The sequence below is a fragment of the Gordonia otitidis genome (genome assembly GCF_020735545.1).
Lineage (GTDB): Bacteria > Actinomycetota > Actinomycetes > Mycobacteriales > Mycobacteriaceae > Gordonia > Gordonia otitidis.
This window is the reverse complement of the sequence record NZ_CP085974.1, coordinates 3547152-3572580: the sequence shown is the minus strand read 5'-3', so window position 1 is coordinate 3572580 and position 25429 is coordinate 3547152. Positions and strand designations below refer to the sequence as shown.

The following is a 25429-nucleotide window of genomic DNA, read 5'->3' as shown; positions in this document are numbered from 1 at the left end:
AGAGCTACGCTGCTGCGGTGAACTGGGAACTGGTCTCCTGCGGTCTGCGCGGCCACGAAACCTACCGCCCCGACGAATCGGATCTCGCCGAGCACCTCCGCTCGGACACCGCCGTCGGTGACGCGTGGCGGTGCCTGCGATGCGGCGACTTCGTCGTCGGCGACCCGCGCAGCAGCGGGCCGGCCGATCAGGCGCCGGAGGTCCCGCGCGGTCGCCTGTTGCGCGACCTGATCATCATGCGGCTACTCGCAATCGAGCGTCTGGTCCGCGGCATCTTCCTGGTGATCGCCGGGTCGTTCGTGATCGAGCTGCGCAACAGCCAGCAGACGCTGCACGAGAAGTTCGACGCCGAGATGCCGCTACTGAAACCGATCGCCGACCAGATCGGCTGGAACATCGACGACTCGAAGGTGGTGCAGTGGATCGAGAAGGCCACAACACTGTCCACCACGACGATCGTTCTCGTCGGCTGCGCGCTGGTGGCCTACGGACTCAGCCAGTTCGTCGAGGCGTACGGGCTGTGGTTCGCCAAACGCTGGGGTGAGTACTTCGCCGTGATCGTCACGAGCATCTTCATCCCCCTCGAGGTCTACGAACTCGTCGAGAAGGCGACGGTGTTCAAGGCGCTGCTGCTCGCTGTGAACATCGCGGCGGTCGTGTGGTTGATCTGGAGCAAGAGGCTGTTTGGAGTACGCGGCGGCGAGGCCGCGTTCCACGCCGAGCACAGCGCAGAGAGCCTGCTCACCGTCGAGCGCGCGGCGGGGTGACGGGAGCCGCACCGCGGCAGGTGACGGGAGCCGCACCGCGGCGGCGTTCCGCTACACCGCTCGCCCGCACACCTGTCGGCTGCGGCGACTATATTCACCTCCGATGACTCACGCCGACAGTGATGCGCCGCCACTGGTCGGCCACGCGATCCGTCCCGGGCGGGTCCTTCGCCTCGCCGACGTACACGGCTCGGCGATCGATGAACTCGCCGACGCCGTCGCATCTGAATTGCCGGTGATCCTCGACTACCGCGGCCCCGATGAGCGGACCGCGCGGCAGGTCACCACCGAGATCCTCGACGCGCTGGAGTCGACACTCATCACCCTGTTTCCGGCCTGGTTGCCAAACAGATCATCGGGTGATCGAGTCGACGTCGACGAGGCGGAAACACTCGCACGGCAACTGTGCGCGCACGTCGATCTGGTCACCGCGGTCGTCGTACCACTCGCGCGTGCCGGCGCTTCCCACAACTCCGCGACACCGCATGCCGTGCCGGAACAACGCGCAGCGACCCTCCTCGCGTTACTACGCCACTTCTACGGGCGCGGCGAGGTCGTGCTTGCGGTGCGCGCGAGCAGCATGCTCTCCGGGCCCGCTCAGCAAGCGGCCGCGGCGGCCTGTGCGTGGCTCGCCGAACACGGACGCATCACCGTCTGGCTGACTGCCGACGCACTGCCCGCGGTGCGCCGAATCCCTGTGCTACGTCTCGGCATCGCCGCCTCGCCCGACCCGATCCCGGACGGCCCGATTCCGGCCGTATCGATCCCGGACGGCCCGATCGCGACCGATACTGGACGACCGATCCTGGTCGTCTCGCGGCCGACGGGGGCTCCCGCCCCGCACAGTGCTGCCGAGCAGGCGCTCGAACACGCGCTCGCCCAGCATGAATGGGCACGTGGCCGCGTGTGGAACCGCTGCCCCACCGATCTCGCCGCGCTGTCGGGCGTTGCCGTGGTCGACGTCTTGTGGCCGGATGAGCGGGTCGTCGTCGAAGTCGACGGCCCCGACCACCGTCGCGCCGACAAATACGCGCGCGACCGCAGTCGGGACAACATGCTGCAACGCCACGGCTACCTCGTACTGCGCTACCCCAACGACACAGTCCTCGACGATCCGGCGTCGGTCGTCGCAGAACTGCGCGACGTTCTCACCCATCGCCACCCGACCGACGGATCGCTGAACCGGAGCCTCATGAAGGAGTCACCGTGGACCACCCGGAGCTGACACCGAGCCAGAGCGCGGTGCTCTTCGTCCTCATGGCGGAGTCGACCGAAGTGTCGACGCCACGCCTGCGCGAGCTGGGACCCAACCTGGACAAACCCGCGCGAGAGCGGTTGATCGACCAGGGCCTGATCGAGTCGCGCAAGGGCGACCGCAACGCGTTCTACCACTCGCTCACCGATCGCGGATGGGCCTGGTGCGCAGACGAGTTGCGCTCCGGTCCGCCAGCCCACTCGTTGCCGCCGATCCGTGCGCTCTACGCCGTACTCAACGCGATCGGACGCCATCTGGACGCCGAGGACCTCCGTCTGCACGAGATCTTCGGGCGTCCGCGTCCGGTCATCGAGAACGCTCCGACAACGCCGCGGGCCGAGAAGGGCTCCGACGCGGTCACCTCCCGGATCGTCGCAGCCTACGGGTCGCTGGCCGTGCGCCGCGGGGCTCTTGTCGACGTCGGTGCGCTGCGTTCGGCGCTGCCCGATGTGAGCCGCACCGAATTCGACGCGGCGATTCTCACGTTGCAGGACCGCCCCGGAATCAGCCTGATACCGCAGGACGACCGCGCCCGCCTGCGCGACGCCGACCGAACAGCAGCCGTCGTGGTGGGCACACAACCATGCCACCTGTTCGCCATCGAGGAGGCCTGATGGACAACGCAATTCGGCAGGCACTCGACTCGATTCGTCTCGACTGGGCCGATACCCCCGACGACGTCTGGGGCACATCGGGGGCTTACCACGTCGCCGGCTTGCACGAACAGGTCACCGACGAGACGATGCGCAGTTTCGTCGACGCGCAGCGGGCGGAGTCGGCAAGTCCCATCGGCGTGGTGATCCGCGGCGAAGCGGGATCGGGCAAGACACACCTTCTCGGCCAGATCCGCCGTCGTGTGCAGGAACGCGGCGGCTACTTCTTCCTCGTCAAATTGCTGGACGGCAGCGATTTCTGGAAATCGGTGACGGTCGCAATGCTCGAAAGCCTCAACCGGCCCGGTCCCGGTCATCCCACTCAACTCGCACAACTCCTCGACCGCCTCGCCCGAGAAGCCGGGGTGACCGAATCCACGCGCGCCGCAGTCGTCGGCGAGGCATCACTGACCACGTCCGCGCTCGAGGAGTTCGTGGCGGGCGTGTATCGGCACCATCCTCATCGTCGACGCTCGCAGCACATCCTGCGCGCGCTCGTACTGACCGCGTCGCAGGACTACGACGCGAGGGATCTCGGCGAGGCATTCCTTCACCTCGACGTCGACGACGCAGACGAGTTGGCCCAGTGGGGTATCCGCAACGCGACACTCGGCTATCAGGAGATGGTGCAGAATATCTCTCGCATCGTCGCATTCGACGCGGCCGCTGTACTGGCCGTCGACCAGATCGACACGCTCATCGAAGCGGGTTGGTCAACGGCCGCCGACGAGAACTCCGTGGTCAATCGTGTGGCTCACGGTCTGATGGCGTTGCGCGAGAACATGAGTCGCACGACGACCGTCGTCTCGAGCATTACAGCCGCCTGGGAACACCTCGAGAGCCGCGTGATGCGCTCGGCGGTCGAGCGCTTCCGCACACCACCGATGCTGGAGCGGCCGCCCTCTGCCGACTTCGCGCGCGAGCTGCTGGCCAAACGCTTCGCACCGGGCTTCGCAGAGGTCGGGTTCACGCCACCGTGGCCCTACTGGCCGGTAGACGACGCCGCCCTAGCCGACGCCCAGCGATACACCCCGCGCGAGATCATGATGGTCGTCGACCGTCACATCGCGACACTGCTGCGCGGTGACACGTTCACACCGGTCACCGCTCTCGCCCCGCCCGACGCCTCTGCGCGAGTCGACCGCGAAGCCGCGAGCAAGTCGGGATCCGACTCGCCGACACCCAGCGGAACCAGTTCGACCACACCCGATCTCGCGATGATCGAGAAGCGTTACCGCGAACTGATCGAGCTCGCCGATCCGGCCGGTGCACTCGACTACACAACAGAGGATGCCGTCGTGCCCGACCTCTTGGCGGCTGGACTCGGCGCATGGATCGAAGCACTGCCACCCGAGGCCGGGGAATGGCATCACGACCCCAGGCCCGGCGCAAAAGCCGTGCTACACGGCCGAATTCGCCATGTCATCGATCCAGCCCGGGAGTTCGACGAGTCGTGGAGCTTCCGCGCGCTCGCCGCCACGCACCCGCGCTCGGTACAGTCACGCCTCACCAACGCGAACAATGCTGCGGGCCTCAGCCTGGGCGAGGTCGAACGCACCCTCGTGGTGCTCCGACGCCAGCCGTGGCCGACTGGGCCCAAGACCGCCCAGTTGGTAGACGAGTTGCGTGCGCGCGGCGGTCGCGTGATCGCGTGGACCGACGACGACATTCGCCGACTCATGGCACTGGCGCAATTGCGTTCGGAGCGATCGCCGCACATGCACGAGTGGATCGTCGAACGCAACCCGGCAGCCGAGATCGACTTCCTCACCGAGGTTCTCGCACCCGGATTGGACAAGGCGATCGCCGCCGACACCACGGCTCCTGAGGGCGAGCGCACCCAAGGAGAGGCACCGCGGGAAGAACAGCAGGGCACCCACGCCGCAGACAGTCACACCTCGACCGACTCGAGGACCCCCGACGACCCGGACCTCCCCGCCGAATCACCTACTCCCGGGCCGCAGCGCGCCGTCGACGTGCTGCCCATCGGCGTTCGAACCGCGAGCGGTGAACCCGTAGCGGCGCCACTGGAGTCGTTCCGCAAACATGTCGCGATCTTCGCGGGTTCCGGTTCTGGGAAGACCGTTCTCATTCGACGAATCGTCGAGGAAGCCGCCCTGCACGGCGTCTCGTCGATCGTCCTCGACATCAACAACGACCTCGCGCGGCTGGGCACCCCCTGGCCCGACGGCACCCGCGAGTGGGCGCTCGGCGAACACTTGTTGGCCGACCGCTACTTCGCCGACACCGAGGTGGTCGTGTTCACTCCAGGGCGACGCTCCGGCCGCCCGTTGAGCTTTCGACCACTACCGGAATTCGCCTCGCTCGAGAACGATACGGACGAGTTCACCGCCGCCGTCGACTCTGCGGTCGGCGCTCTGCTGCCAAAGGCGCGCCCCTCCGAACGAGGGGCCCGCGCCACACGCTACGAGGCAGTATTGCGCCAGGCGATGGTGTACTTCGGCCGCCGTGGCGGCGGCACCCTGCAGTCCTTCGTCACAGTGCTGTCCGAACTGCCCGACGGAGTCAGCACCCTTGCCGATGCGCCTCGACTGGCGATCGACCTCGCCGAGAATCTGAAGGCGTCGATGGCCAACGATCCCCTGCTCGATGAGGATGCGACTCCCGCCGATCCCGGCTTGCTGCTCACCCCGTCGTCGGGATATCGAGCGCGTGTCTCCGTCATCAATCTCGCAGGCCTCGGCAGCGAGTCCCGGGTCGCGAACTTCGTCGGTCAACTGCAGATGTCATTGTTTGCATGGATCAAGAAACACCCCGCCGCCGACCGTCCGTTGGGCGGAATTCTGGTGATGGACGAGGCGCAGAATTATGCACCGTCGCAGAGCGTCACGACCGCGACGCAAAGCACTCTGGCGCTAGCCTCTCAAGCGCGTAAATATGGATTGGGGCTGATCTTCGCAACCCAGGCGCCGAAGGGAATCCACGCGCGGGTGTCGGGCAACGCGTCGACCCACTTTTTCGGGAAACTCAACCATCCAACTCAGATCGAGGCAGCCAAGGATCTCGCGAACAGCAAGGGAAGCCCGATCCCGGATGTCGGACGATTGTCGACCGGGACCTTCTACACAGCCGTCGACGGCGGTCGATTCGTGAAGGTCGACACCCCACTGTGCTTGAGCTATCACCCCAAGAGCCCACCGACCGAGGACGAGGTGATCGACATCGCCCGCACACCGCGTGCCTGACGGCACGCCCACGGCATGAGGTTAGGCGCGGGCGGCAGGCCGACTCGAGGCGGTACGAACCCGCGAATGCCGCGCGGCCGTCGCGCATGACGTGCCATCGTGAGACATGGACTCCACCCGACTCCCAGCCCTCGTCGACGAACTCATCGCCACAGCGCGCACCGCTCACAGTCGCAGAGCCGGTCACACCCTGCACGGCAATTCGTCGCGTCACCTGCGTCAGACAGTGATTGCCCTCGCAGCCGCCACCGAACTCGGCGAACACGAGAGTCCCGGCGAGGCAACCCTGCAGGTACTTCGTGGCGACGTCACCCTCACCGCGGGTACCGACGACTGGCACGGGACGGCTGGTGACCTCGTCACCATTCCCGACGCCCGACACAACCTGAGGGCGAACGACGACTCGGCAGTGCTTCTCACCGTTCTGGCGCACTGACCGCTGACCGTCTCACCTGCACCCAACGCCACCACCACCGCGCCATCCCGGCGAAGACGACAACCCAGACCGCGAGCGCAACCCACGCCTCCCAGGTGCCGAGATCCTTCAGCCACGGCACGTGCCACGCGATCCCCAATTGCCGACTGGCCACTCCGTACATGCCGATCGGGAACACCAGCGACCAGAGCGCGGTGCGGAAGCCCGAATTGGTGCCCGGCCGACGTGCATGCCAGATCATCAGCACGATCAACAGGGGGATCAGCCACGTGCCGAAGATCCAGGCCATCAGACACAACGTCCCGACCACGTCGTGCGTGACGAGTCGTTGGGCCGAACCCGTTGTCATCAACTCGGCGCCTGCCAGTACGGAGATGGCTCCGGCGCCCATGAGCACCCAGTAAGGCGCCACCTCGTCGTCGTGTGAGAGTCCGATGATGATCAGCCGTGCGACGACCAGTACCGCCATCACGATCAGGATCAGCACGCCTATCCCCCACCACAACGCAGCGACCTCGGCGTACCAGTTGACGTGCTTGGCCGCGGCCAGGGCACCGAACGCCACCGCGACCGCTTGAGTCCCGACCACCATCAGAAACCAGGTCCCGTTGACGTGTGTCCACGGAAGCGGGGTCGTGGCGGACGGGGATTTCGCGCGCGAATGCGTGGCGCTGAAGAATGCCGCTATCACCGCCACGTAGCCCAGAATCACCCACGAACCGAGTGTGATGTAGGCAAAGGTCAGCGCAGCCCAGTCGAATCCACCCGCGAGCGAACGAGCGGCGAGCACCCCGCTCCCAGCGGTGAACGCCAGCACCGTGAAGCCGTCGGCGCGCACCTCGCCCATCAACTCGGCGGAGATGCCCGCTCCCGTGAACCACCCCGCGATGGTGAACACCGTCAGTGCGATGTATCCGACCACCGCCAGAACGAAGAGAAGTGCCGAAATCACCTGGGCCACAGTGGAGTAAGTACCTGAGCCAAGCGTCGCCGCGTTGTGCATCGCAGTCGAGATGATCCCGGTTGCCATGACGAAGGTGAACTGCCCGAGCCTCGCGCGCGGCACCCGCGATCGATGTCGGGGCTGAGCGCCGGGCACAGCACTCGAATCGCTCACAGTCACCGACTGTTTCACACCGCGCATCGTCATCACGCGTATTGACGCGGGTCTATACGCAATCGAAATACGCTGGTGGTCGAAACACGAGTCGGCATCAGGAAATTAGGTCACCCAAACTTCGTTAATGCTCGATGAATCCGCACGATGAAACCCCACACCGTTTCCACTTTGACCGTATGGTGAACCCATGGCCCGATCCACTGCAGTTCAGGGCGAGGCGGGTACGGCCCTGCTGAACATCGGCAAATTCTTCACCCGCTGGGACGAAACCTCCGACGGAAGAGTCGTTTTCCGCGAGGGCGGCCGTGCCGGAGACATCTTCTACCGCGATCGGTGGAACCACGACAAGATCGTGCGATCAACACACGGGGTCAACTGCACCGGGTCGTGCTCATGGAAGGTGTACGTCAAGGACGGCATCATCACCTGGGAAACCCAGGAAACCGACTACCCAACTGTCGGCCCAGACCGACCGGAGTACGAACCGCGCGGTTGTCCCAGGGGCGCTGCCTTCTCGTGGTACACCTACTCACCCACCCGGGTGCGATACCCGTACGCCCGCGGGGTGCTCGTCGAGATGTTCCGCGCGGCGAAGGCCAAGACCGGCGACCCAGTGCTGGCCTGGGCCGACATCGTCGGAGATCCGTTGCGCCGCAAGTCCTATCAACAGGCACGCGGCAAGGGCGGACTGGTCCGGGTGAGCTGGGAGGAGGCCATCGAAATGGCCGCCGCCGCGCACGTGCACACCATCAAGACCTACGGGCCGGACCGGTGTTCGGGCTTTTCGCCAATTCCCGCGATGTCGATGGTCTCGCACTGCGTCGGCACCCGCTTCATCCAGTTGATCGGCGGGGTGATGACCTCGTTCTACGACTGGTACGCCGACCTGCCCGTCGCCAGTCCCCAGGTGTTCGGCGATCAGACCGACGTCCCGGAGTCGGGCGACTGGTGGGATGCGTCGTATCTGATGATGTGGGGTTCGAACGTCCCGGTCACCCGAACCCCAGACGCCCACTGGATGGCGGAGGTCCGATATCGCGGGACGAAAGTGGTGGCGGTCAGTCCCGACTACGCCGACAACACCAAGTTCGCCGACGAGTGGCTGCCCGCGCAGGCCGGTACCGACGCCGCGCTGGCCATGGCGATGGGCCACGTGATTCTGTCGGAGTTCTTCGTCGCCCGATCCACCCCGTTCTTCGAGAAGTACGTGCGCTCCTACACAGACCTGCCATTCCTGATCCATCTCGACGAACACGAACACGGCCTCGTTCCCGGCAAGTTCCTCACCGCAGACGAACTGACCGAACTGACCCCGGTCGAACCGACCGCAAGCGACGTCGAACCCGATCCCGATGCTGTCTGGAAAACCGTCGTTCTCGACGAACACACCGGTCGCCCGGCGGTCCCGAACGGGTCTCTGGGCTTCCGACGCTCGACCACGGGCGAGGGCAGGTGGAATCTCGAGCTCGACGGGATAGCGCCCGCACTCAGCCTCTACGGACGCCCGGAAGCGGGGCTCGCCGAGATCGCTCTACCCGCATTCGACAGCCCGGACGGGAGCGGTTCGGTACTGCGTCGCGGGGTACCGACCGCTGTCGTCGACGGCCACCTCGTCACCACCGTCTACGACCTGATGCTCGCCCAATACGGAGTACACCGCGATGGCATGCCCGGCGAGTGGCCGTCCGGGTACGACGATGCGACAACGCCCTACACACCTGCCTGGCAGGCTGAGATCACCAGCGTGCCCGCCGAGGCCGCGATCCGGATCGCACGGGAATTCGCCACCAATTCCATCGATTCGGGTGGCCGGTCGATGATCATCATGGGCGCCGGGATCTGTCAGTGGTTCCACGGCGACGCGACGTATCGCGCGATTTTGTCACTACTGATCCTGACCGGCTGCATGGGCCGCAACGGCGGCGGCTGGGCCCACTACGTCGGGCAGGAGAAGTGCCGCCCCATCACCGGCTGGATGTCACTGGCCAACGGCCTCGACTGGAGCCGCCCACCGCGCACGATGACCGGGACGTCGTACTGGTACATGCACACCGACCAGTGGCGCAATGACGGCTATTCTGCTGCGTCACTGGCATCTCCACTCTCGCGCGGGACACTCGACCACCAACACACCGCGGACGCCATCGCCCAGTCGGCTCGACTCGGGTGGATGCCGTTCTATCCGCAGTTCGACCGCAATCCACTCGACGTCGCCGACGACGCCCGCGACGCGGTCGAGCGTGGCGACGCGGAATCCGCGTCGAACTATGTGGCGCAGCACCTTTCCGACGGTTCCCTGACACCGTCGATCAGCGATGTCGACGCCCCGGAGAACTGGCCACGCACGCTCGTGCTGTGGCGCTCGAACCTCATGGGGTCCTCGGCGAAGGGTAATGAGTACTTCCTGCGGCATCTCCTCGGCACCCACAACAACGTGATGGGAACCGAATCACCGGACACCCCACGCCCCAACGATGTTCGGTGGCACGAGAATGCGCCGGAGGGCAAACTCGATCTCCTCCTGTCGGCAGATTTCCGGATGACGTCGACGACCCTTCTCTCCGACATCGTCCTACCCGCGGCTACGTGGTACGAGAAGAACGACCTGTCGTCGACCGACATGCATCCCTTCGTCCATGCGTTCTCTCCCGCCATCGACCCGCCGTGGGAGGCCAAGACCGATTTCGATCTATTCCACCTGCTCGCAGTCGAACTGTCCGAGCAGGCGAAGACCCACCTCGGTGTGCGCCACGATCTCGTCGCCACTCCGATGCAGCACGACACCCCGGGAGAAACCGCACAACCCAAGGGCACCGTCGACGACTGGGCGACGTCGACGTCGCCCGGACGACCGGGAGTCAACATGCCGTCGTTCACGGTGGTCGAACGCGACTACACCGCGATCGCCGAGAAACTCGCCTCCGTCGGGCCACTGGCCGACACACTCGGCTTCGCCAACAAGGGCGTCACCTTCGACATCGCAGAGCAGTCACGGCGCCTCGCGGATCGCAACGGGGTCATGCTCGGGGGCGCCGGCGACGGCAGGCCCGCGATCGACACCGATGCCAAGATGGCCGACGCGATCCTGATGTTCTCGGGCACCACCAACGGGGCTCTGGCCGTCAACGGCTTCGAGAAGCTCCAGAAGCGAGTCGGCACGACGCTCGTCGACCTCGCCGAGGGCAACGCCGACAAGCAGATCACCTTCGCCGACACCCAGCAGGCACCGGTCCCGGTGTTCACCTCGTCGGAATGGTCCGGCTCCGAGACGGGCGGCAGACGCTACGCCCCGTTCACGGTGAACATCGAGCGGCTCAAGCCGTTTCACACATTGACCGGACGTATGCACTTCTATCTCGACCACGACTGGATGATCGACCTCGGTGAGTCGCTACCCGTGTACCGCCCGCCGTTGGACATGCACCGATTGTTCGGTGAGCCCAGGCTCGGACCAGCCGGGTCGCAGCAGATCACCGTGAGATACCTGACGCCACACTCGAAGTGGTCCATCCACTCCGAGTACCAGGACAACCTCCTGATGCTCTCGCTGTCGCGGGGTGGCCCCACAGCGTGGCTGAGCCCGTCGGATGCCGCGGCCATCGACGTCCACGACAACGAGTGGATCGAATGTGTGAACGCCAACGGCGTCGTGGTGTGCAGGGCGATCGTCAGCCATCGGATGCCCGCCGGTGTCGTCTACGTCCACCATGCGCAGGAGCGCACGATCGACGTCCCGAAATCGGAGGCGACGGGCCGTCGCGGCGGAATGCACAACTCCGCCACCCGACTTCTGGTCAAACCCACTCATCTGATCGGCGGCTACGCCCAATTGTCCTACGCATTCAACTATTTCGGCCCCGCGGGAAATCAGCGTGACATGGTGTCGACGATACGCAAGCGCAGCCAGGAGGTGACGTACTGATGCGGGTCATGGCACAGGTCGGCATGGTGATGAACCTCGACAAGTGTATCGGCTGCCACACCTGTTCGGTCACGTGCAAACAGGCGTGGACCAACCGGGCCGGCACCGAGTACGTCTGGTTCAACAACGTCGAAACGCGTCCGGGACAGGGCTATCCGCGACGCTACGAGGATCAGGAGAAGTGGCGCGGCGGGTGGCATCTGAACAACAAGGGAAAGCTGCGGCTGCGCACGGGCGGCCGGATGCAGAAGTTGTTGACGCTCTTCGCGAGTCCCGTTCAGCCGACCATCTACGACTACTACGAGCCCTGGACCTACGACTACCAGATGCTCATCGACGCCCCGCTCGGCGACGACTTCCCCGTCGCACGCCCGAAATCGCTGCTGACCGGAGACGACACGAAGGTCACATGGTCGGCGAACTGGGACGACGACCTCGGCGGTGCACCGGAACTCGGCGAACTCGACCCTATCGTCGAGAAGCTACGCCGCGAGGCCGAGGATGCGGTCACCTTCAGCTTCGAGCAGACCTTCATGTTCTATCTGCCCCGGATCTGCGAACACTGCCTCAACCCTTCCTGCATGGCGTCGTGTCCGTCCGGGGCGATCTACAAGCGCAGCGAGGACGGGATCGTCCTCGTCGACCAGGATCGCTGTCGCGGCTGGCGCCAATGCGTCACCGGTTGTCCGTACAAGAAGATCTACTTCAACCACCGCACCGGCAAGGCAGAGAAGTGCACACTCTGCTATCCGCGGATCGAGGTCGGCCAACCGACCGTGTGCTCGGAGACATGCGTCGGACGGCTGCGCTACCTGGGGCTGTTCCTCTACGACGTCGACGCGGTCACCGCGGCAGCCTCCACACCGGACGACACCGATCTCTACGAAGCGCAACTCGATCTCCTGCTCGACCCGAACGATCCCGAGGTGATCGCCGGAGCGCGGGCGGAGGGCATCCCCGAGGACTGGCTCGACGCTGCACGTCGTTCTCCGATCTACGCGCTGGCCAAGGAGTTTCGGGTGGCACTTCCCCTACACCCGGAGTATCGGACGATGTCGATGGTCTGGTACGTCCCGCCACTGTCGCCCATCGTCGACCTGCTCAGCGGACAGGGCCACGATGCTGAAGACGCCGGCACACTCTTCGGTGCGATCGACGCCTTACGCATTCCGGTGGAGTACCTCGCCGAGTTGTTCAGTGCGGGCGACACAGCGGTCATAGACTCGGTGCTCCGCAAACTCGCCGCGATGCGTTCCTACATGCGCGACGTCACGCTCGGCCGGGAACCGAACGCCGACATCCCCGCCTCCGTCGGAATGACCGAGGAGCAGGTCTACGAGATGTATCGGCTCATGGCGCTCGCGAAATACGATGAGCGGTACGTCATTCCGACGGCTCATGTCGAACAGGCTGCCCAACTCGACGAGATGGCGTGCTCCCTCGACTACGAGGACGGGCCGGGCATGTACGAGTCCGGTGCCTTCGGCGAAGCGAGCGGAACACCCACGCCGGTCTCGGTCGAAACCTTCCACGCGCTCAAACAACGCCAGACCAGCGATACCGCGGCCAACTCGCACCGCCTGGCCAACCGGACGAACCTGCTCAACTGGGACGGCAACGGATCACCGGTCGGGTTGTTCCCGGAGCGGGCGACACCGGACTCCGCGCAGACACAACGCACGCAGACAAGCCATCCGACGGCAGCACCCACGTCGCCCGACCCGCAGGCGTCGTCGTGAAGTGGCCGCGCCGCTCGACGTCGGCAGATCATCGAGTCGCATGGTTGACGGCATCGTGGTGTCTCGAGTATCCCGACGAGACGCTTCTCGGCCGAATCCCACTGGTACGCAGTGCACTCGACGAACAGTCCGATCATCCGTCGATTCGAGGACTCGTGCGCTTCCTCGACCATCTCGGATCATCGACACTGGGCGAACTGATCGACGACTACGTCGACACCTTCGATCTCTCCCGGAAACAGACTCTCTACCTGTCGTACTGGACCGATGGCGACACCCGACGGCGCGGCAGCGCGCTCGGCGAGTTCAAGACGCTGTATCGCGACAGCGGCCACCTCGTCGACCTGCATGGTGAGTTGCCCGATCACCTGCCGATCGTGCTGGAGTTCGCCGCGCGCGTCGACCCCGCCGCGGGAGCGCGGGTTCTCGAGAAGTACCGGCCCGCCCTCGAGTTGATCCGATTCGCACTGCAGGACCGCCGTTCCCCGTACACCGATGTCCTTGCCGCCATCTGTTCGACGCTGCCGGGTGAGTCGCCCGCCGATCAACGCGCCGCGCGGGCTCTCACCCCGGCGCTGGGCGTCGAGAGCGTCGGCCTCGAGCCGTTCGATCCGCGCCTGCTCCCCCTGTCGACGACGGCCCAGACCCCGATGCCCTCGATCCCGATGCGTCAGACCCCCGAGATGAGGTGATGGAGATGGACATCTTCCTGTGGGGCGTACTGCCCTATCTCGTGCTGCTCATACTCATCGGCGGCACGATCTGGCGCTACCGCTACGACAAGTTCGGCTGGACGACGCGCTCGTCGGAGCTCTACGAGTCACGCCTGCTACGCATCGCGTCGCCGATGTTCCACTACGGGATCCTGGTGGTGATCATCGGGCACGCCATCGGACTGGTGATCCCGCAGTCATGGACCGATGCGCTGGGCGTCTCGGAAACGATGTACCACTGGGGCGCAGGCTTTTTCGGGGTCCTCGCTGCGGCGGCGACACTACTCGGCGTCGGCCTGCTCATCTACCGCCGCCGCACCACGGGGCCGGTGTACATGGCGACGACCCGCAACGACAAGCTGATGTACCTGGTGCTTGTGTGCGCGTTGATCGCGGGCACCTACATCACCGTCGTCGGAGCGGTCGATCCGCGCGGTCCCGGCGTGAACTACCGGCAGACCGTCTCACCGTGGTTCCGCTCGATCTTCATACTGCAACCGGACATTCGCGCGATGGACGCGGCACCGCTGCGATTCCACGTCCACGTGCTCATCGGCTTGACGTTGTTCGCACTCGTGCCGTTCACGCGCCTCGTCCACATGTTCACCGCACCCGTGCACTATCTGTTCCGGCCCTACATCGTCTACCGCAGCCGCGACCGGCTGCCCGCACCGGGCGACCGACCGACGCGACGCGGGTGGCAACCGGTCGGCGTCAAAGACCGCGACCGATAGGCGACGCGCCGCGCAGAGCGTGGGCACCGAGGATCGTCACCGATCAGCGTTGGACGCTTCACCGATTTCGTCTCACCCCTCCAGTGAACACTTGTACCCCTACCTAACGGTAAGTTACGGTTCCCGAAGACCGTGGCGTGAATCACTCATAATCTCGAGCCACGGTGATCTCACAGTTTGAGGGGACTGCACTTGTCTACGACCACATCAGTGAAGATGCCTGCGATTCGACGCAGATGGGCCCGTCGGCTGGCCGTCAGCGCCGCAGCGGCCGCACTCGGCGTCGGCCTCACTGCCGCTCTGGCCGGTCCTGCCGCTGCTGCCGATCAGCAGCAACAACTCGCCGACGAGATAGCCGCGAGCGCGAAGAAGCCTGTCGTCGCGGCGAATATCTACAAGGGCGCGAGCTCGTCGTCGATCCCCACCGGCACCGGGCCCGCTCAACAGAGCTTTCTCGCCGCATTCGGCTACGGGGTGTTCTCCCCGAATACCGCTCCACCGGGCGCGAACGACTGGACCTGCAAGCCCGCCGAGGGCAAAGAGCCCGTGGTACTGGTTCACGGCACCTGGGAGAACTCCTATGACAACTGGGCGATGATCTCCCCCGAACTCAAGAAAGCCGGCTACTGCGTCTATGCCATGAACTACGGAATCGCGGCGCCACTGGCGGGCGGCGGCGTCGGCCCTGTCCTGCCCGGCCGCTTCGGCACCGGTGACATCACGAAGTCGGCCGCACAGATCGGCGGATTCGTCGACAAGGTCCGTGCCGCAACGGGTTCGGAGAAGGTCAACATGGTGGGTCACTCGCAAGGCGGCGTCGTCGCACGTCAGTTCATCCGCTACAACAATGGCGCGGCGAAGGTCGACCACCTCGTGACCCTGGGTGCGACCAACAACGGCACCACCCTGATCGGCATCGGCGCGCTCGGTAGAACCATCAACAACCTCGGTATCGACGTCCTCGGGCCCGTCGCACTACTCGTCGGATCGTCAGGCATTCAGCAGGTCTACGACTCCGAGTTCATCAAGCATCTCAACGCAGGCGGCAAATACGCGATCGGCGACGTGAAGTACACCATCGTCGGCACCCGCTACGACGAGGTGACGACGCCGTTCGATTCGACGTTCTTCCCGCGTGGAACCAAGAACACCCGAAATATCGTGCTACAGAACGGCTGTGAACAGGATGCCTCCGACCACGTCTCGATGAGCTACTCGCCGCGCGCGGTGTCGATCATCAAGAACGCACTCGATCCGTCGTCGAAGATCGTGTGTGCCCCCAACGCCTGGGCGATCGGCTGACGCCAGCCGCTTGTCCGACGACGTCGACGGTTCTCGCGGTAACACGCGCAACCGGGCAGTCCCGCGGCCGGCGTGGCCGCGGGACTGTTCAGGGCGTCGGTCAGCCGACGTTGGCGGTGGCCGCGGCTGACGCAATGGCCGTCAGCGTGGGTGGGACGTCGAGTTCGGCGGTGACGGCCTCGATGAGGGTGAGGCGATCGGGATTCCCGGCGGCCCGGGCCAGGGCGGCGTCGAGTTCAGCCCGTGTCGTGACGAACTCGGTGGTGACGAGACCACTGGTCCCGCCGAGCACGTAAGGAAGTTGCGTCCACTGCCACTGCGCGATGTCGTTGTAGCGCTTGGTCGGTCCGTGGATCGCCCGCTCCACCGTGTATCCGTTGTTGTTGACGACAACGATGACCGCGGGCACGGCGTTGCGGATCACCGTGCCCAACTCTGCGGCGGTCATCTGCGCTGCGCCGTCGCCGATGAGGAGGACCGGTCGACGTTCGGGCGCGGCCAGGGCGGCACCGAGCAGCGCGGGCAGCGTATAGCCGATCGAGGCCCAGAGCGGTTGACCCATGAACACCGCACCGTGCGGAAGTCGTTCCGAGGCCAGACCGTAGAAGCTCGTGCCCTGTTCGGCGAGGACGATGTCCGACGACGTCACCGCCGCCGCGACACCGTGCCACAACGCCTCCTGCGTCAGTGCCCCTCCCGATGACTGGTCACGGATCCGGCGATGCGCGCACATAGACTGCCGTCCGACAGGCTCGGCCTCGACGACGAGTTCCGCAAGGGTTTCGAGCGCATCGTGCATCTCGACGCGGTCGAACACTTCTCCGGCGACAACTGCGGTGTGCGGTTGCAGATCGATCCTCGCGTTCGCATCGAGATGTTGACTGAAGTACCCCGACACCAGATCCGTGAACGAGACGCCTGCGGTGATCAGCACCGGCGCGTTCTCCACGGCTCGGCGCACCTCCGGTCGGCTCGCCTCCCCGACGTAGATGCCGAGGTAGCCGGGAGCCGACTCGTCGACGACCCGTCGCCCCCACAGCAACGAAGAGTACTGGAGCCCACCGACTTTGATCAGTCTGTCGAGGGCTTCCTGCGCGCCCGACCGGTGCACGAAGATGTCGGCGAGCACTACTGGGGAGTGATCGTCGAGCAGTCGGCGCGCCGCGGCGGCGAAGCGTCGCAGAGCATTCGGATCGGTGCACATCGACCGCACGGCGAGCGATCCCGACGGCCGGACGCAGATCGCCTCGGCCACGTCCGCGGGCAACGAGAGGTAGCCCGGCCTGCTGGTCACGATCATCTCCGACAGCACCCGGTCGATCTCGGCCGCTGCCGTGTCGGGAGTGAGGACGGCCTGCGCCACGGTGACTTCGGCCGACATCCGGACCATATGGTCGAAGTCGCCGTCGCCGAGGGAGTGATGTGTCGGGCGGCCTGAAGACTGCACGAACTCCGTCGGCGAGCCGACGATGTGGAGCACCGGCACGAACTCGGCGTACGACCCCGCGATCGCGTTCACGGCACTGAGCTCGCCGACACCGAAGGTCGTCGAGACCACCCCGAACCCACGCATCCGTGCATAGCCGTCGGCCGCGTAGCCTGCGCCCAGCTCATTGGCGGTGCCCACCCACTTCATGTCGCTGCGCTCGTCGACGTGATCGAGGAATCCGAGGGTGAAGTCGCCGGGTACTCCGAAGATCGTGTCGACGTCGAGCTCCGCGAGTGGATCGAGCAGATAGTCGGCAACGGTGTACCGAGTTGTGTGCGAGTCGGTGTAGTTCATGGTCGTGTCCTCCGTCTTCGGCCCCGGTCACCCCGGTTGGGCTCGCCGTGAGGGGCTGACGATGAGTCTTCGCCGACCGCGGCGGCACGAGGATCGCACGATCAGGCGATACACCGGGTGACCGTTGCATCCCCCTATCGGCGGACGCGCGATCCGTATGACATACCGCCCGGCACACAGCTTCGAGCGTCATACGGATCGCATGGCAGCGATCCCGCTCAGCGCACAGGTACGGGCACCGGTGTCTGGGTCGCTGATCCTTGCGGCGTCTTCGTCTGCGGCACAGGCGCACTCATCGTCATCCCGAAGACGACGAGGGACACAATCGCCGCAGCCCCGCCGATCACCACGGACCCCACGATCGCTCCGGTCGTTGCCCCGGCCACCAAACCCGGTACGCACCCGACGATTCCCGCGGCGAGCCCGACGAGGCATCCACCCACGCCGCCGAGGATCGTCCCGACCGACGTCCCGATGGCCATGCCGAGTGTCAGTTCGGTCCCCATCCGCGTGAATGCCTTGTCGAGTCGATCAGCTCGAGCGTCGGCATCCGACGTGGCAGGTGTCGACGGCGTCGATGTGACGACGACGGTGGTCGTCGTCTGCGCCGCGGTGCGCCGCGTCAACCCGACTGCTGCGGCAATCGACGACGGATCGACGTGTAGACGCACTACTCTCGCAGCGGAACCGACTCTCCCGAAGTCGACGCCGAGCCGGTATATACGCTGTGCGACTTCGTATCTCAGTGGCGCACTGGCGACCACGCGACGGTCACGGTCGATGACCTGAAGTTGATCACGCACCACTGTCAGCGACCCCCCGTCGACGTCCAGTAGTACATCGCCCCCCTCGGCGGCGACATGAAAACCTATGCGATCTCGCGTGGGTGGCGGTGACGCATCACCCTGCGCATCGCGGCCGCCGACGAGTACTGCCGTCAGCGAGATCGTTGTGGCAATCGTGACGACGAGGAGAGACCACAGCGGCCTTTCCGATCGTCGAATCAGAAGCTTCCCCATGCTCCGTGTGGCAGGTTTCGACATTTTTTCTCCCCCGAGAATGCGGTGTTCATTTATCGGCAAATACTTGCGGCAATGGATCGTACGCCACAAATAGCCAGTCAGCGCACCTCGTGAAGACATCGGAAGACACACGAACCCGGCGCCTTGCGGTAACCGACCTACTGATTACAGAAATCCATAAAGCCACTTACTGGTCTTTTGACGTGCAAAGACGAGTAAATCGGACACACTGTTCGTGATATGCGTCACTCCATATTCATCATTGACCATTGTCTCGATGATCGGCATGAGGAATATGGAGAAATGCGTACAGAAACCCGTTCACCTTCTTTGAACAGGGAAAACAGAGAGCACGCTAGGGGGATTATCTTTCCCTACCGGACGGTCAGTGAACACTTGTTGTCCTCCATGGGACCGATAGTGCGATCATCAAGCATTGGTTGTGCGATTGAACCCGAGGGGCTACAAAAGCATGACTGATTACGGCGATGCCGGGTCAGCAGCCACTTCGATCAGGAAGCAGAAATGAAGAAACAGACCAAGGGCGCAATTGCTGCGGGGGGCGCGGCAGTTCTTCTACTCGGCGGCCTGGGGTCGCTCGCATACTGGAACGACAGCACGGCACTCGGTGGATCGACGATCACCTCTGGTCAATTGTCGATGACCAAGGACGCGGGGACCTGGACCGACGAGAACGGCTCGATCAATCCGACGACGTTCAGGCTCGTCCCGGGAGATACCCTCACCTACACGACGACAGTCACCATCAACGCGACCGGTGACAACCTGAAAGCCAAACTCTACGCTGACACTTCGGGTTTCACCTCGTCGAAGACACTCGCCACCGAGACCACCAAGACGATCTCGGCGAAGAAGAGCGCCGACCCCGCAGGAACCGACATCACCCAGTCCGGGACGTCGCTGGCGATCAGCCCGGCCGGGGGCGCGTCGGCCTACACGGTGGTGGTCACCCTCAAACTGCCGTTCGACTCCGCGACCAATAGCAGCCAGTCCGACACGCTGAACCTGGGCAATATCGCATTGCACCTCGACCAGGTACAGGGTCCGAATCAATCTTGAGACCCGCGGATGCCGTCGTTTGACGGTAACCGCTCGAGCGGCGCGACGAACTGGGGAGGGGAACGCGCCGCAAGGCTGACCGGACAGTCCGGGGTGCGCGCCCGGGGTGCATGCCCAGGGGTGTCCGGTCAGCTTCCTCCACTTCCGCGCCAATTCTTCGTTGTGTAGCCGCTGTGCGCACGCGACTGGAGGCCGAGCATCGATGTCCATCACCAAAGACACCCATACGTCACGTGTCAATTCGTCCGCAGGTACCGCCGACGCCGACGCCGACGCGAAAGACACACTCGTGCAAGATTCCGAATCCACCGGGCTGATCAGACAGACATGCAGCTGGCTACTGCTGTTCGTCGCGCTGGCCCTCCTCGCTGCGGTTGTCGTCATTCCCCGTCTCACCGATGCAACGCCCTACACCATCCAGACGTCGTCGATGCGGCCTCAGATGCCGCCGGGAACCCTCGTGGTCAGCAGGCAGGTCGATCCAGCCGACCTACGCACCGGCGATGTGATCACCTACCAACTGCGCTCCGGACAAACCGACGTCGTCACGCACCGGATAGTCGGTGTCGGCCAGAACGGTCGTGGTGAGCGACTATTCACGACCAGAGGTGACAACAATCCCAGCGACGACCCGGCACCCGTGCGAGCCGTACAGGTGAGAGGAAAGGTCTGGTATCACGTGCCGTACGTGGGATATCTGAACGAGATCATCACTGGACGCGAGCACATGGTCGCGGTGTATGTGGTGGTGGGACTACTGCTGGTCTACGCCGCATACATGTTGCTCTCCGCGGCACTGGATCGACGCCGCGCACGCCTGACTGCTCGGAGGGAGGGGCCGTGACCACCGTGCACTCGTCGAACGCCGCAGCGTCGACGCCACGCGCCCACGCACACAATCGTCGGCGAGGATCAAGAACATTGGCCACATGTCTTGTCGCACTGATCATCACGATCCTGATCGGTGTGTCGATACGTCAGTCGATGGCATCGTGGACCTCGGGCGTCCCGGCGTCGACGTCGAACATCTCGTCCGGAGCGCTTGTACTGACAGCGGGTGGTAGTCACAGCCTCGCCCTATCGTCCCTCGGTGGATCCGCGATGAGCCCGGGGAGCATGAAGACGGTGTCGATCACAGTCGCCAACGGAGGTGACACCAGTCTGGGATACAGACTCACCGCCATCGCGACCTCTGACAAGCACCTGACGCTCACCGCCTCCGCGATGACCGGAACCGACAGCAGCGCTTGCGACGGATCGACTGCCATCACGCTTCCCGGAACCCCACTGACCACGGCAGGCGGCTACCTCACCTTGCACAGCGGGCAGACGCAATTGGTCTGTCTGCGCGGAACATTGGATGGCACAGCAGTCGCCGGAGCAACCTACACCGGTGCGTACACCTTCGGAGCGATCCAGCAGCAATGATCATTCGCACACTCGTCTCCACCCGCCTGCGCGCACTCTGCTCGTTGGGGATGGTGCTCGGCATCTGCGCATTCTCGACCATGGCGTCGTGGAGTGACTCGGCCAGCGTGACGACGGCAGCATTCACCGTGGGATCGGTCGATCTGCAACTGAATGGGCAGGACTCCCTCACGTGGACCGCGATGAACCAGTCCGATATGCAGCCCGGCAGTTCCCGAGCCGCGACCCTCACCGTCAAGAACGCCGGGGCATACAACCTCACCTACAGTGCCGTCGTCGCTCCGGTGGCAACCGGAGTGATGTACGACCACGGCGTGTTCCGAGTGTACTCCGATGCCACTCCGGTCAATGCCAACGGGGTCGGAAAGTGCTCGGGCGGAACCACGATCGGAACACTGGAGCCGGGGCTGAACACAACGACGAGCAGTTCGATCCCGACGCTGCCGACACACACCGGATACGTACCGTGGCCGGGGTGGGCGACCGGTAAGACCTATCCGTGGATCGGCACCCGGTCACTGGCTGCCGGGCAGTCGGAATCGCTCTGCGTATGGTTCGCCGTCGACCCCGACGTACTCTATACAGCGGACGAGAATCAAAGCGTCACAGCGACGTTCACCTTCACAGCAACGCAGGCGAATTGACATGCGCCACATAGCCGGCCAAGTCGCGCTGACCGTTGGAGCCCTCCTAGGAGTGGTCTGCGTCGTCAGCACCATTGCGGTTCACGTATTCGGTATCGCTCCCCTTGTGGTCCGCTCGGGATCGATGGAACCGACGATGCCTGTCGGATCACTCGCACTCGCCGTACCCGTCCGCGGACCCGACTTACACCAGGGCGACGTCGTCAGCGTGTCCGAGCCGGACGGTGGACGCGTCACCCACCGCGTGGTCAGCACCGCAGCGTCGTCGCAGGTGGCCGTGACCGCATACCTCAAGGGCGACGCCAACCGACACCCCGATCCCGCGCCGTATGTCATCGGCTCAGCCACCCGAGTCGTCGTCGTGGCGCCGTTGGCCGGCTACGCGGTGTCGTGGATGCAGACACCTGCCGGTCGCGTCCTGACCTTTCTCGCCTCCCTTTTCCTGCTCTACGTCGGTTTCCGCCACAAGGGTTCTCGACGCCATCGCTCCATTGACGACGACAGCGATCACAGCGGTCGGCTGTCACGGACTGTGCGTCGGGCTCGCCCGTCAACCCGGAACGCACGCTACCGCGCTCGCCACGCGAGTGCCACGGGCGCGGTAGCGATCGCGTTGTCCGTCGCACTCGCGACCCAACAGGTAGGCACAGCACACGCCGCGCCGCTGACCGACACCGCCACCATGGTCAGCTCGATCACCGCCGGCACATTCGGCAACTCGATCCCCGGCGCCAGGGGCGCCGTCACTATTTCGACGGCGCCGATTACGAGCGGATGCAAGATCAGTTGGACCGCACCGTCGTCCGGCTTCTCGGTGCAGGTGAGCTTTCTTCCCAAAGGTGTTGCGGTACCGGCCGATCACGATCCGACCCCGACGACCTATCAATCGCAGCACACCCTGACGTCGAACACTCTCAGCTACGTCGCGACGGCACCGGCCGACGTAGTGGGTACCGACATCACGTCGGCCAACGGTCAGATCTTCACCGTTCGCACCGTGCGCACATCCGATCAGCTTGTGTCGGCGAACTTCGCATACGGCTACGTCTACGCGACCACAGCAGGGAACTACGGTTGCGGCGTGCGATCCACTGACGGCACCGCGAACTACACATGGCCCAACGTGTCTGCCGGCGTGCAGAGCTTCGCGCTCAAAGCTGCAGCGAACTCGTCGACCTCGAGTACCGCTGCCGCCGCCTCGGCCTCGTCGAGCTCAGCGCCATCGACCATCGCCGGTGCCGCATCCGGATCGACCAGCCCTACGTCGACGACGCCATCGGCGTCACCTGCCACAGCTGGAAGCACCGCGCGCTCCTCATCCATCTCCCCTACAACCGATTCCCCCACAACCGATTCCACTGCAGCCGATTCCACCGCGTCAGGCTCAACGGTCACAACCGCTGCCTCCGGCACGACATCGCCATCGTCGAAGGTCACGGCATCGATCTCCGGCACGACCCTGACTCTGACCGACACGTCCTCGGGGACAACGCTGTTCACCGACACGGTGCAGTCGGGCTCCACCCTTGCCTGGGCCGCCACCGACGACATCCTCACCGTGTACCAGCCGGACGGGACGACCGTGCTGGTGAGAAGGGTCGGCACGAGCTGGCAGTCCGAGGACGTCGTGAGCACACCTGCTGCCCCCTCGACCACGTCGTCCGCACCCACGTCGACGACCGCGTCCACGCCCGCCTCGACCGCCACGGAGTCCGCCGAATCCACGGGACGATAGGCCCGAACCGTCGATCGACCGGATCGAGCACTGGCCCGACCCGCTCCCGACTTCATTCCCGATCCGTATGACGCACGCGCCGGAAGATCGGCCCTCCTGTCATACGGAGCGACGACGACCCCGCCTCCCACAGGGGGAGACGGGGTCGTGGTTTCGACAAGCTCAACCGGCGGCCGCAACGCGGGCCGGCCGGCCGGCGAGTTGAGTCAGCGCAGCTGGGTCACCAGCTCGACTTCTGCACGCCCGGCAGCTCGCCGGCGTGTGCCATCTCGCGCAGGCACACACGGCACAGGCCGAACTTGCGGTACACCGAGTGCGGACGACCGCAGCGGTTGCACCGGGTGTAGGCCCGCACGGCGAACTTGGGCTTCTTGTTGGCCTTGTTGACCAGAGCCTTCTTTGCCATCAGTTGTCCTTCACGGAGTTGTCTTTGAACGGGAAGCCCAGGTGGCGCAGCAGCGCGCGGCCTTCCTCGTCGGTGGTGGCCGAGGTGACGACGGTGATGTCCATACCGCGCGGCCGGTCGATGTTGTCGATGTTGATCTCGTGGAACATCGACTGCTCGTTCAGGCCGAAGGTGTAGTTACCGTTGCCGTCGAACTGGCGGTCCGAGAGTCCGCGGAAGTCGCGGATACGGGGAAGCGCGATGGACACGAGGCGGTCCAGGAACTCCCACATACGGTCGCCACGCAGTGTGACGCGAGCGCCGATCGGCATGCCCTCGCGCAGCTTGAACTGTGCGATCGACTTGCGTGCGCGACGGATCTCCGGCTTCTGACCGGTGATCAGGGCGAGGTCGGTGACCGCACCGTTGATCAGCTTCGAGTCACGGGCGGCGTCGCCGACGCCCATGTTGACGACGACCTTGACGACGCCCGGGATCTGCATCACGTTGGCGTAGTCGAACTCGGTGTTGAGCGCGTCCTTGATCTCGGCGCGGTAGCGCTGCTTGAGACGCGGCCCGTTACCGGAGGCGGCCTGGTTCTCGGTCTTTTCTGTGGTGGTCATATCAGATGTCCTTCCCGGTCTTGCGGGAAATCCGGACCTTCTTGCCGGTCTCCTCGTCGACGCGGTAGCCGACGCGGGTGGGATTGCCCTCGGAGTCGACGACCATCACGTTCGACACGTGGATCGGAGCCTCCTGGGTCACGATGCCGCCCGACGCCGCGCCACGCTCGTTGGCCGACGCAGCGGTGTGCTTCTTGATGCGGTTGACGCCCTCGACCAGAACACGCTCTTCCTTCGGGAAGGCCTGGATGACCTTGCCCTTGGCGCCCTTGTCCTTGCCCGAGATGACGATCACGGTGTCACCCTTGTGCACCTTCATGTCAGATCACCTCCGGTGCCAGCGACACGATCTTCATGAACTTCTTCTCACGCAGCTCGCGGCCGACCGGGCCGAAGATGCGGGTACCGCGGGGGTCGCTCTCACCCTTGAGGATGACGGCGGCGTTCTCGTCGAAACGGATGTAGCTTCCGTCCGCACGACGGCGCTCCTTGGTGGTGCGCACGATGACCGCCTTGACGACCTCTCCCCGCTTGACGTTGCCGCCGGGGATGGCGTCCTTGACAGTGGCGACGATGACGTCACCAATGCCGGCATAGCGCCGAGACGAGCCGCCCAGCACGCGGATGCACAAGATCTCCTTGGCACCGGTGTTGTCGGCGACCCGCAGGCGAGATTCCTGCTGAATCACTCGTTAGTCTCCTTGACCTGGATGTCGTCGACACGGCGGATCCACGTGAATGGACCACCGCATCTGTGCGCCGGATTTCCGACCCGACGCACACGGTCTGTCACCACCGGACACACGCCTGCCTGGGGTTTTGCCGAGATCTTGCGATCCGGCGCAACCACCTGGTGGGTTCGCGAGCCGATTCGCGACGCGC

General features: G+C 64.8%; 22 protein-coding genes. 15 read left to right on the top strand and 7 right to left on the bottom strand.

What is annotated here, in order from left to right:
- Window positions 1-17 precede the first annotated feature (17 nt).
- The 5 genes from LK459_RS16235 (at window position 18) to LK459_RS16215 (ending at window position 6317) form a co-directional block, all read left to right on the top strand.
- Window positions 18-767 carry a DUF2127 domain-containing protein gene (locus LK459_RS16235; protein ID WP_227919574.1) on the top strand — a complete coding sequence of 250 codons (750 nt, stop codon included), beginning with the start codon at window positions 18-20 and terminating at the stop codon, window positions 765-767.
- Between the two features lie 103 nt (window positions 768-870).
- Entirely contained in the window at window positions 871-1992 is a 1122-nt protein-coding gene (locus LK459_RS16230; protein WP_227919572.1) for an endonuclease domain-containing protein, read from the top strand.
- Window positions 1974-2636 (top strand): MarR family transcriptional regulator, encoded by a 663-nt coding sequence (locus tag LK459_RS16225; RefSeq protein ID WP_227919571.1) that lies wholly within the window; start codon window positions 1974-1976, stop codon window positions 2634-2636. Before LK459_RS16230 ends, LK459_RS16225 begins: the two co-directional genes overlap by 19 nt.
- Window positions 2636-5881 carry a helicase HerA domain-containing protein gene (locus LK459_RS16220; protein ID WP_227919569.1) on the top strand — a complete coding sequence of 1082 codons (3246 nt, stop codon included), beginning with the start codon at window positions 2636-2638 and terminating at the stop codon, window positions 5879-5881. The genes LK459_RS16225 and LK459_RS16220 overlap by 1 nt, the downstream gene beginning before the upstream one ends.
- A gap of 106 nt (window positions 5882-5987) precedes the next feature.
- Window positions 5988-6317, top strand: coding sequence for a cupin domain-containing protein (locus tag LK459_RS16215; protein WP_007237895.1), 330 nt, complete (start codon window positions 5988-5990; stop codon window positions 6315-6317).
- On the opposite strand, the gene LK459_RS16210 is transcribed toward LK459_RS16215, so the two are convergent.
- A complete protein-coding gene (locus LK459_RS16210; RefSeq protein ID WP_227919567.1) occupies window positions 6298-7434 on the bottom strand; it encodes a tellurite resistance/C4-dicarboxylate transporter family protein in 1137 nt (378 codons plus the stop codon). The two genes, LK459_RS16215 and LK459_RS16210, sit on opposite strands and share 20 nt — an antisense overlap.
- A 190-nt stretch (window positions 7435-7624) precedes the next feature.
- Here LK459_RS16210 and LK459_RS16205 point away from each other — a divergent pair, with 190 nt between their 5' ends.
- From LK459_RS16205 to LK459_RS16185, 5 genes are all read left to right on the top strand, one after another.
- Window positions 7625-11359 (top strand): nitrate reductase subunit alpha, encoded by a 3735-nt coding sequence (locus LK459_RS16205; RefSeq protein WP_227919566.1) that lies wholly within the window; start codon window positions 7625-7627, stop codon window positions 11357-11359.
- Window positions 11359-13098 (top strand): nitrate reductase subunit beta, encoded by a 1740-nt coding sequence (narH, locus tag LK459_RS16200; protein ID WP_227919565.1) that lies wholly within the window; start codon window positions 11359-11361, stop codon window positions 13096-13098. The genes LK459_RS16205 and narH overlap by 1 nt, the downstream gene beginning before the upstream one ends.
- Window positions 13095-13790 (top strand): nitrate reductase molybdenum cofactor assembly chaperone, encoded by a 696-nt coding sequence (narJ, locus tag LK459_RS16195; RefSeq protein WP_227919564.1) that lies wholly within the window; start codon window positions 13095-13097, stop codon window positions 13788-13790. The genes narH and narJ overlap by 4 nt, the downstream gene beginning before the upstream one ends.
- Before the next feature lie 5 nt (window positions 13791-13795).
- On the top strand, window positions 13796-14545 hold the full coding sequence (gene narI, locus LK459_RS16190) for a respiratory nitrate reductase subunit gamma (protein ID WP_227919562.1): 750 nt from the start codon (window positions 13796-13798) through the stop codon (window positions 14543-14545).
- A 216-nt stretch (window positions 14546-14761) separates the two neighbouring features.
- Entirely contained in the window at window positions 14762-15847 is a 1086-nt protein-coding gene (locus tag LK459_RS16185) for an esterase/lipase family protein (RefSeq protein WP_227919560.1), read from the top strand.
- 100 nt (window positions 15848-15947) lie between these two features.
- Here LK459_RS16185 and LK459_RS16180 read toward each other — a convergent pair whose 3' ends face one another.
- Together LK459_RS16180 and LK459_RS16175 are read right to left on the bottom strand one after the other, a co-directional pair.
- Window positions 15948-17630 carry an alpha-keto acid decarboxylase family protein gene (locus tag LK459_RS16180; protein ID WP_227919558.1) on the bottom strand — a complete coding sequence of 561 codons (1683 nt, stop codon included), beginning with the start codon at window positions 17628-17630 and terminating at the stop codon, window positions 15948-15950.
- Between the two features lie 218 nt (window positions 17631-17848).
- Window positions 17849-18649, bottom strand: coding sequence for a hypothetical protein (locus LK459_RS16175; RefSeq protein ID WP_227919556.1), 801 nt, complete (start codon window positions 18647-18649; stop codon window positions 17849-17851).
- Window positions 18650-19177: 528 nt separating this feature from the next.
- On the opposite strand from LK459_RS16175, the gene LK459_RS16170 reads away from it, so the two are divergent.
- The 5 genes from LK459_RS16170 to LK459_RS16150 all read left to right on the top strand — a co-directional run bounded on the left by LK459_RS16170 (window position 19178) and on the right by LK459_RS16150 (window position 23539).
- Window positions 19178-19732, top strand: coding sequence for an alternate-type signal peptide domain-containing protein (locus LK459_RS16170; protein WP_227919555.1), 555 nt, complete (start codon window positions 19178-19180; stop codon window positions 19730-19732).
- Window positions 19733-19934: 202 nt separating this feature from the next.
- Window positions 19935-20576, top strand: coding sequence for a signal peptidase I (locus LK459_RS16165; protein WP_227919553.1), 642 nt, complete (start codon window positions 19935-19937; stop codon window positions 20574-20576).
- The gene (locus LK459_RS16160) at window positions 20573-21160 is read left to right on the top strand and encodes a hypothetical protein (RefSeq protein WP_227919551.1); all 588 of its coding nucleotides are present in this window, start codon (window positions 20573-20575) and stop codon (window positions 21158-21160) included. The genes LK459_RS16165 and LK459_RS16160 overlap by 4 nt, the downstream gene beginning before the upstream one ends.
- The gene (locus tag LK459_RS16155) at window positions 21157-21804 is read left to right on the top strand and encodes a hypothetical protein (RefSeq protein WP_227919549.1); all 648 of its coding nucleotides are present in this window, start codon (window positions 21157-21159) and stop codon (window positions 21802-21804) included. Before LK459_RS16160 ends, LK459_RS16155 begins: the two co-directional genes overlap by 4 nt.
- Window position 21805: 1 nt before the next feature.
- A complete protein-coding gene (locus LK459_RS16150) occupies window positions 21806-23539 on the top strand; it encodes a signal peptidase I (protein ID WP_227919545.1) in 1734 nt (577 codons plus the stop codon).
- Window positions 23540-23759: 220 nt separating this feature from the next.
- Here the strand turns inward: LK459_RS16150 and LK459_RS16145 are convergent, their stop codons facing one another.
- Genes LK459_RS16145 through rplN form a run of 4 tightly spaced genes read right to left on the bottom strand, consistent with a single transcriptional unit; the run spans window position 23760 to window position 25236 of the window.
- The gene (locus tag LK459_RS16145; protein ID WP_007237903.1) at window positions 23760-23945 is read right to left on the bottom strand and encodes a type Z 30S ribosomal protein S14; all 186 of its coding nucleotides are present in this window, start codon (window positions 23943-23945) and stop codon (window positions 23760-23762) included.
- On the bottom strand, window positions 23945-24547 hold the full coding sequence (gene rplE / locus LK459_RS16140) for a 50S ribosomal protein L5 (RefSeq protein ID WP_007237904.1): 603 nt from the start codon (window positions 24545-24547) through the stop codon (window positions 23945-23947). The genes LK459_RS16145 and rplE overlap by 1 nt, the downstream gene beginning before the upstream one ends.
- Window position 24548: 1 nt before the next feature.
- Complete coding sequence (rplX, locus tag LK459_RS16135; protein ID WP_005170381.1) at window positions 24549-24866, bottom strand: 50S ribosomal protein L24; 318 nt, start codon at window positions 24864-24866, stop codon at window positions 24549-24551.
- A gap of 1 nt (window position 24867) precedes the next feature.
- Window positions 24868-25236: a 50S ribosomal protein L14 gene (gene rplN, locus LK459_RS16130; protein WP_007237905.1), complete on the bottom strand. Its 369-nt coding sequence runs from the start codon at window positions 25234-25236 to the stop codon at window positions 24868-24870.
- Window positions 25237-25429: the final 193 nt, after the last annotated feature.

Coding starts and splice junctions, on each gene's coding strand:
- LK459_RS16205 (WP_227919566.1), top strand. CDS start 7,625: ATGGCCCGATCCACTGCAGTTCAGGGCGAGGCGGGTACGGCCCTGCTG.
- LK459_RS16220 (WP_227919569.1), top strand. CDS start 2,636: ATGGACAACGCAATTCGGCAGGCACTCGACTCGATTCGTCTCGACTGG.
- LK459_RS16230 (WP_227919572.1), top strand. CDS start 871: ATGACTCACGCCGACAGTGATGCGCCGCCACTGGTCGGCCACGCGATC.
- narI (WP_227919562.1), top strand. CDS start 13,796: ATGGACATCTTCCTGTGGGGCGTACTGCCCTATCTCGTGCTGCTCATA.
- LK459_RS16215 (WP_007237895.1), top strand. CDS start 5,988: ATGGACTCCACCCGACTCCCAGCCCTCGTCGACGAACTCATCGCCACA.
- rplX (WP_005170381.1), bottom strand. CDS start 24,866: ATGAAGGTGCACAAGGGTGACACCGTGATCGTCATCTCGGGCAAGGAC.
- LK459_RS16185 (WP_227919560.1), top strand. CDS start 14,762: ATGCCTGCGATTCGACGCAGATGGGCCCGTCGGCTGGCCGTCAGCGCC.
- LK459_RS16180 (WP_227919558.1), bottom strand. CDS start 17,630: ATGAACTACACCGACTCGCACACAACTCGGTACACCGTTGCCGACTAT.
- LK459_RS16165 (WP_227919553.1), top strand. CDS start 19,935: ATGTCCATCACCAAAGACACCCATACGTCACGTGTCAATTCGTCCGCA.
- rplE (WP_007237904.1), bottom strand. CDS start 24,547: ATGACCACCACAGAAAAGACCGAGAACCAGGCCGCCTCCGGTAACGGG.
- LK459_RS16150 (WP_227919545.1), top strand. CDS start 21,806: ATGCGCCACATAGCCGGCCAAGTCGCGCTGACCGTTGGAGCCCTCCTA.
- LK459_RS16155 (WP_227919549.1), top strand. CDS start 21,157: ATGATCATTCGCACACTCGTCTCCACCCGCCTGCGCGCACTCTGCTCG.
- LK459_RS16175 (WP_227919556.1), bottom strand. CDS start 18,649: ATGGGGAAGCTTCTGATTCGACGATCGGAAAGGCCGCTGTGGTCTCTC.
- LK459_RS16145 (WP_007237903.1), bottom strand. CDS start 23,945: ATGGCAAAGAAGGCTCTGGTCAACAAGGCCAACAAGAAGCCCAAGTTC.
- narH (WP_227919565.1), top strand. CDS start 11,359: ATGCGGGTCATGGCACAGGTCGGCATGGTGATGAACCTCGACAAGTGT.
- LK459_RS16170 (WP_227919555.1), top strand. CDS start 19,178: ATGAAGAAACAGACCAAGGGCGCAATTGCTGCGGGGGGCGCGGCAGTT.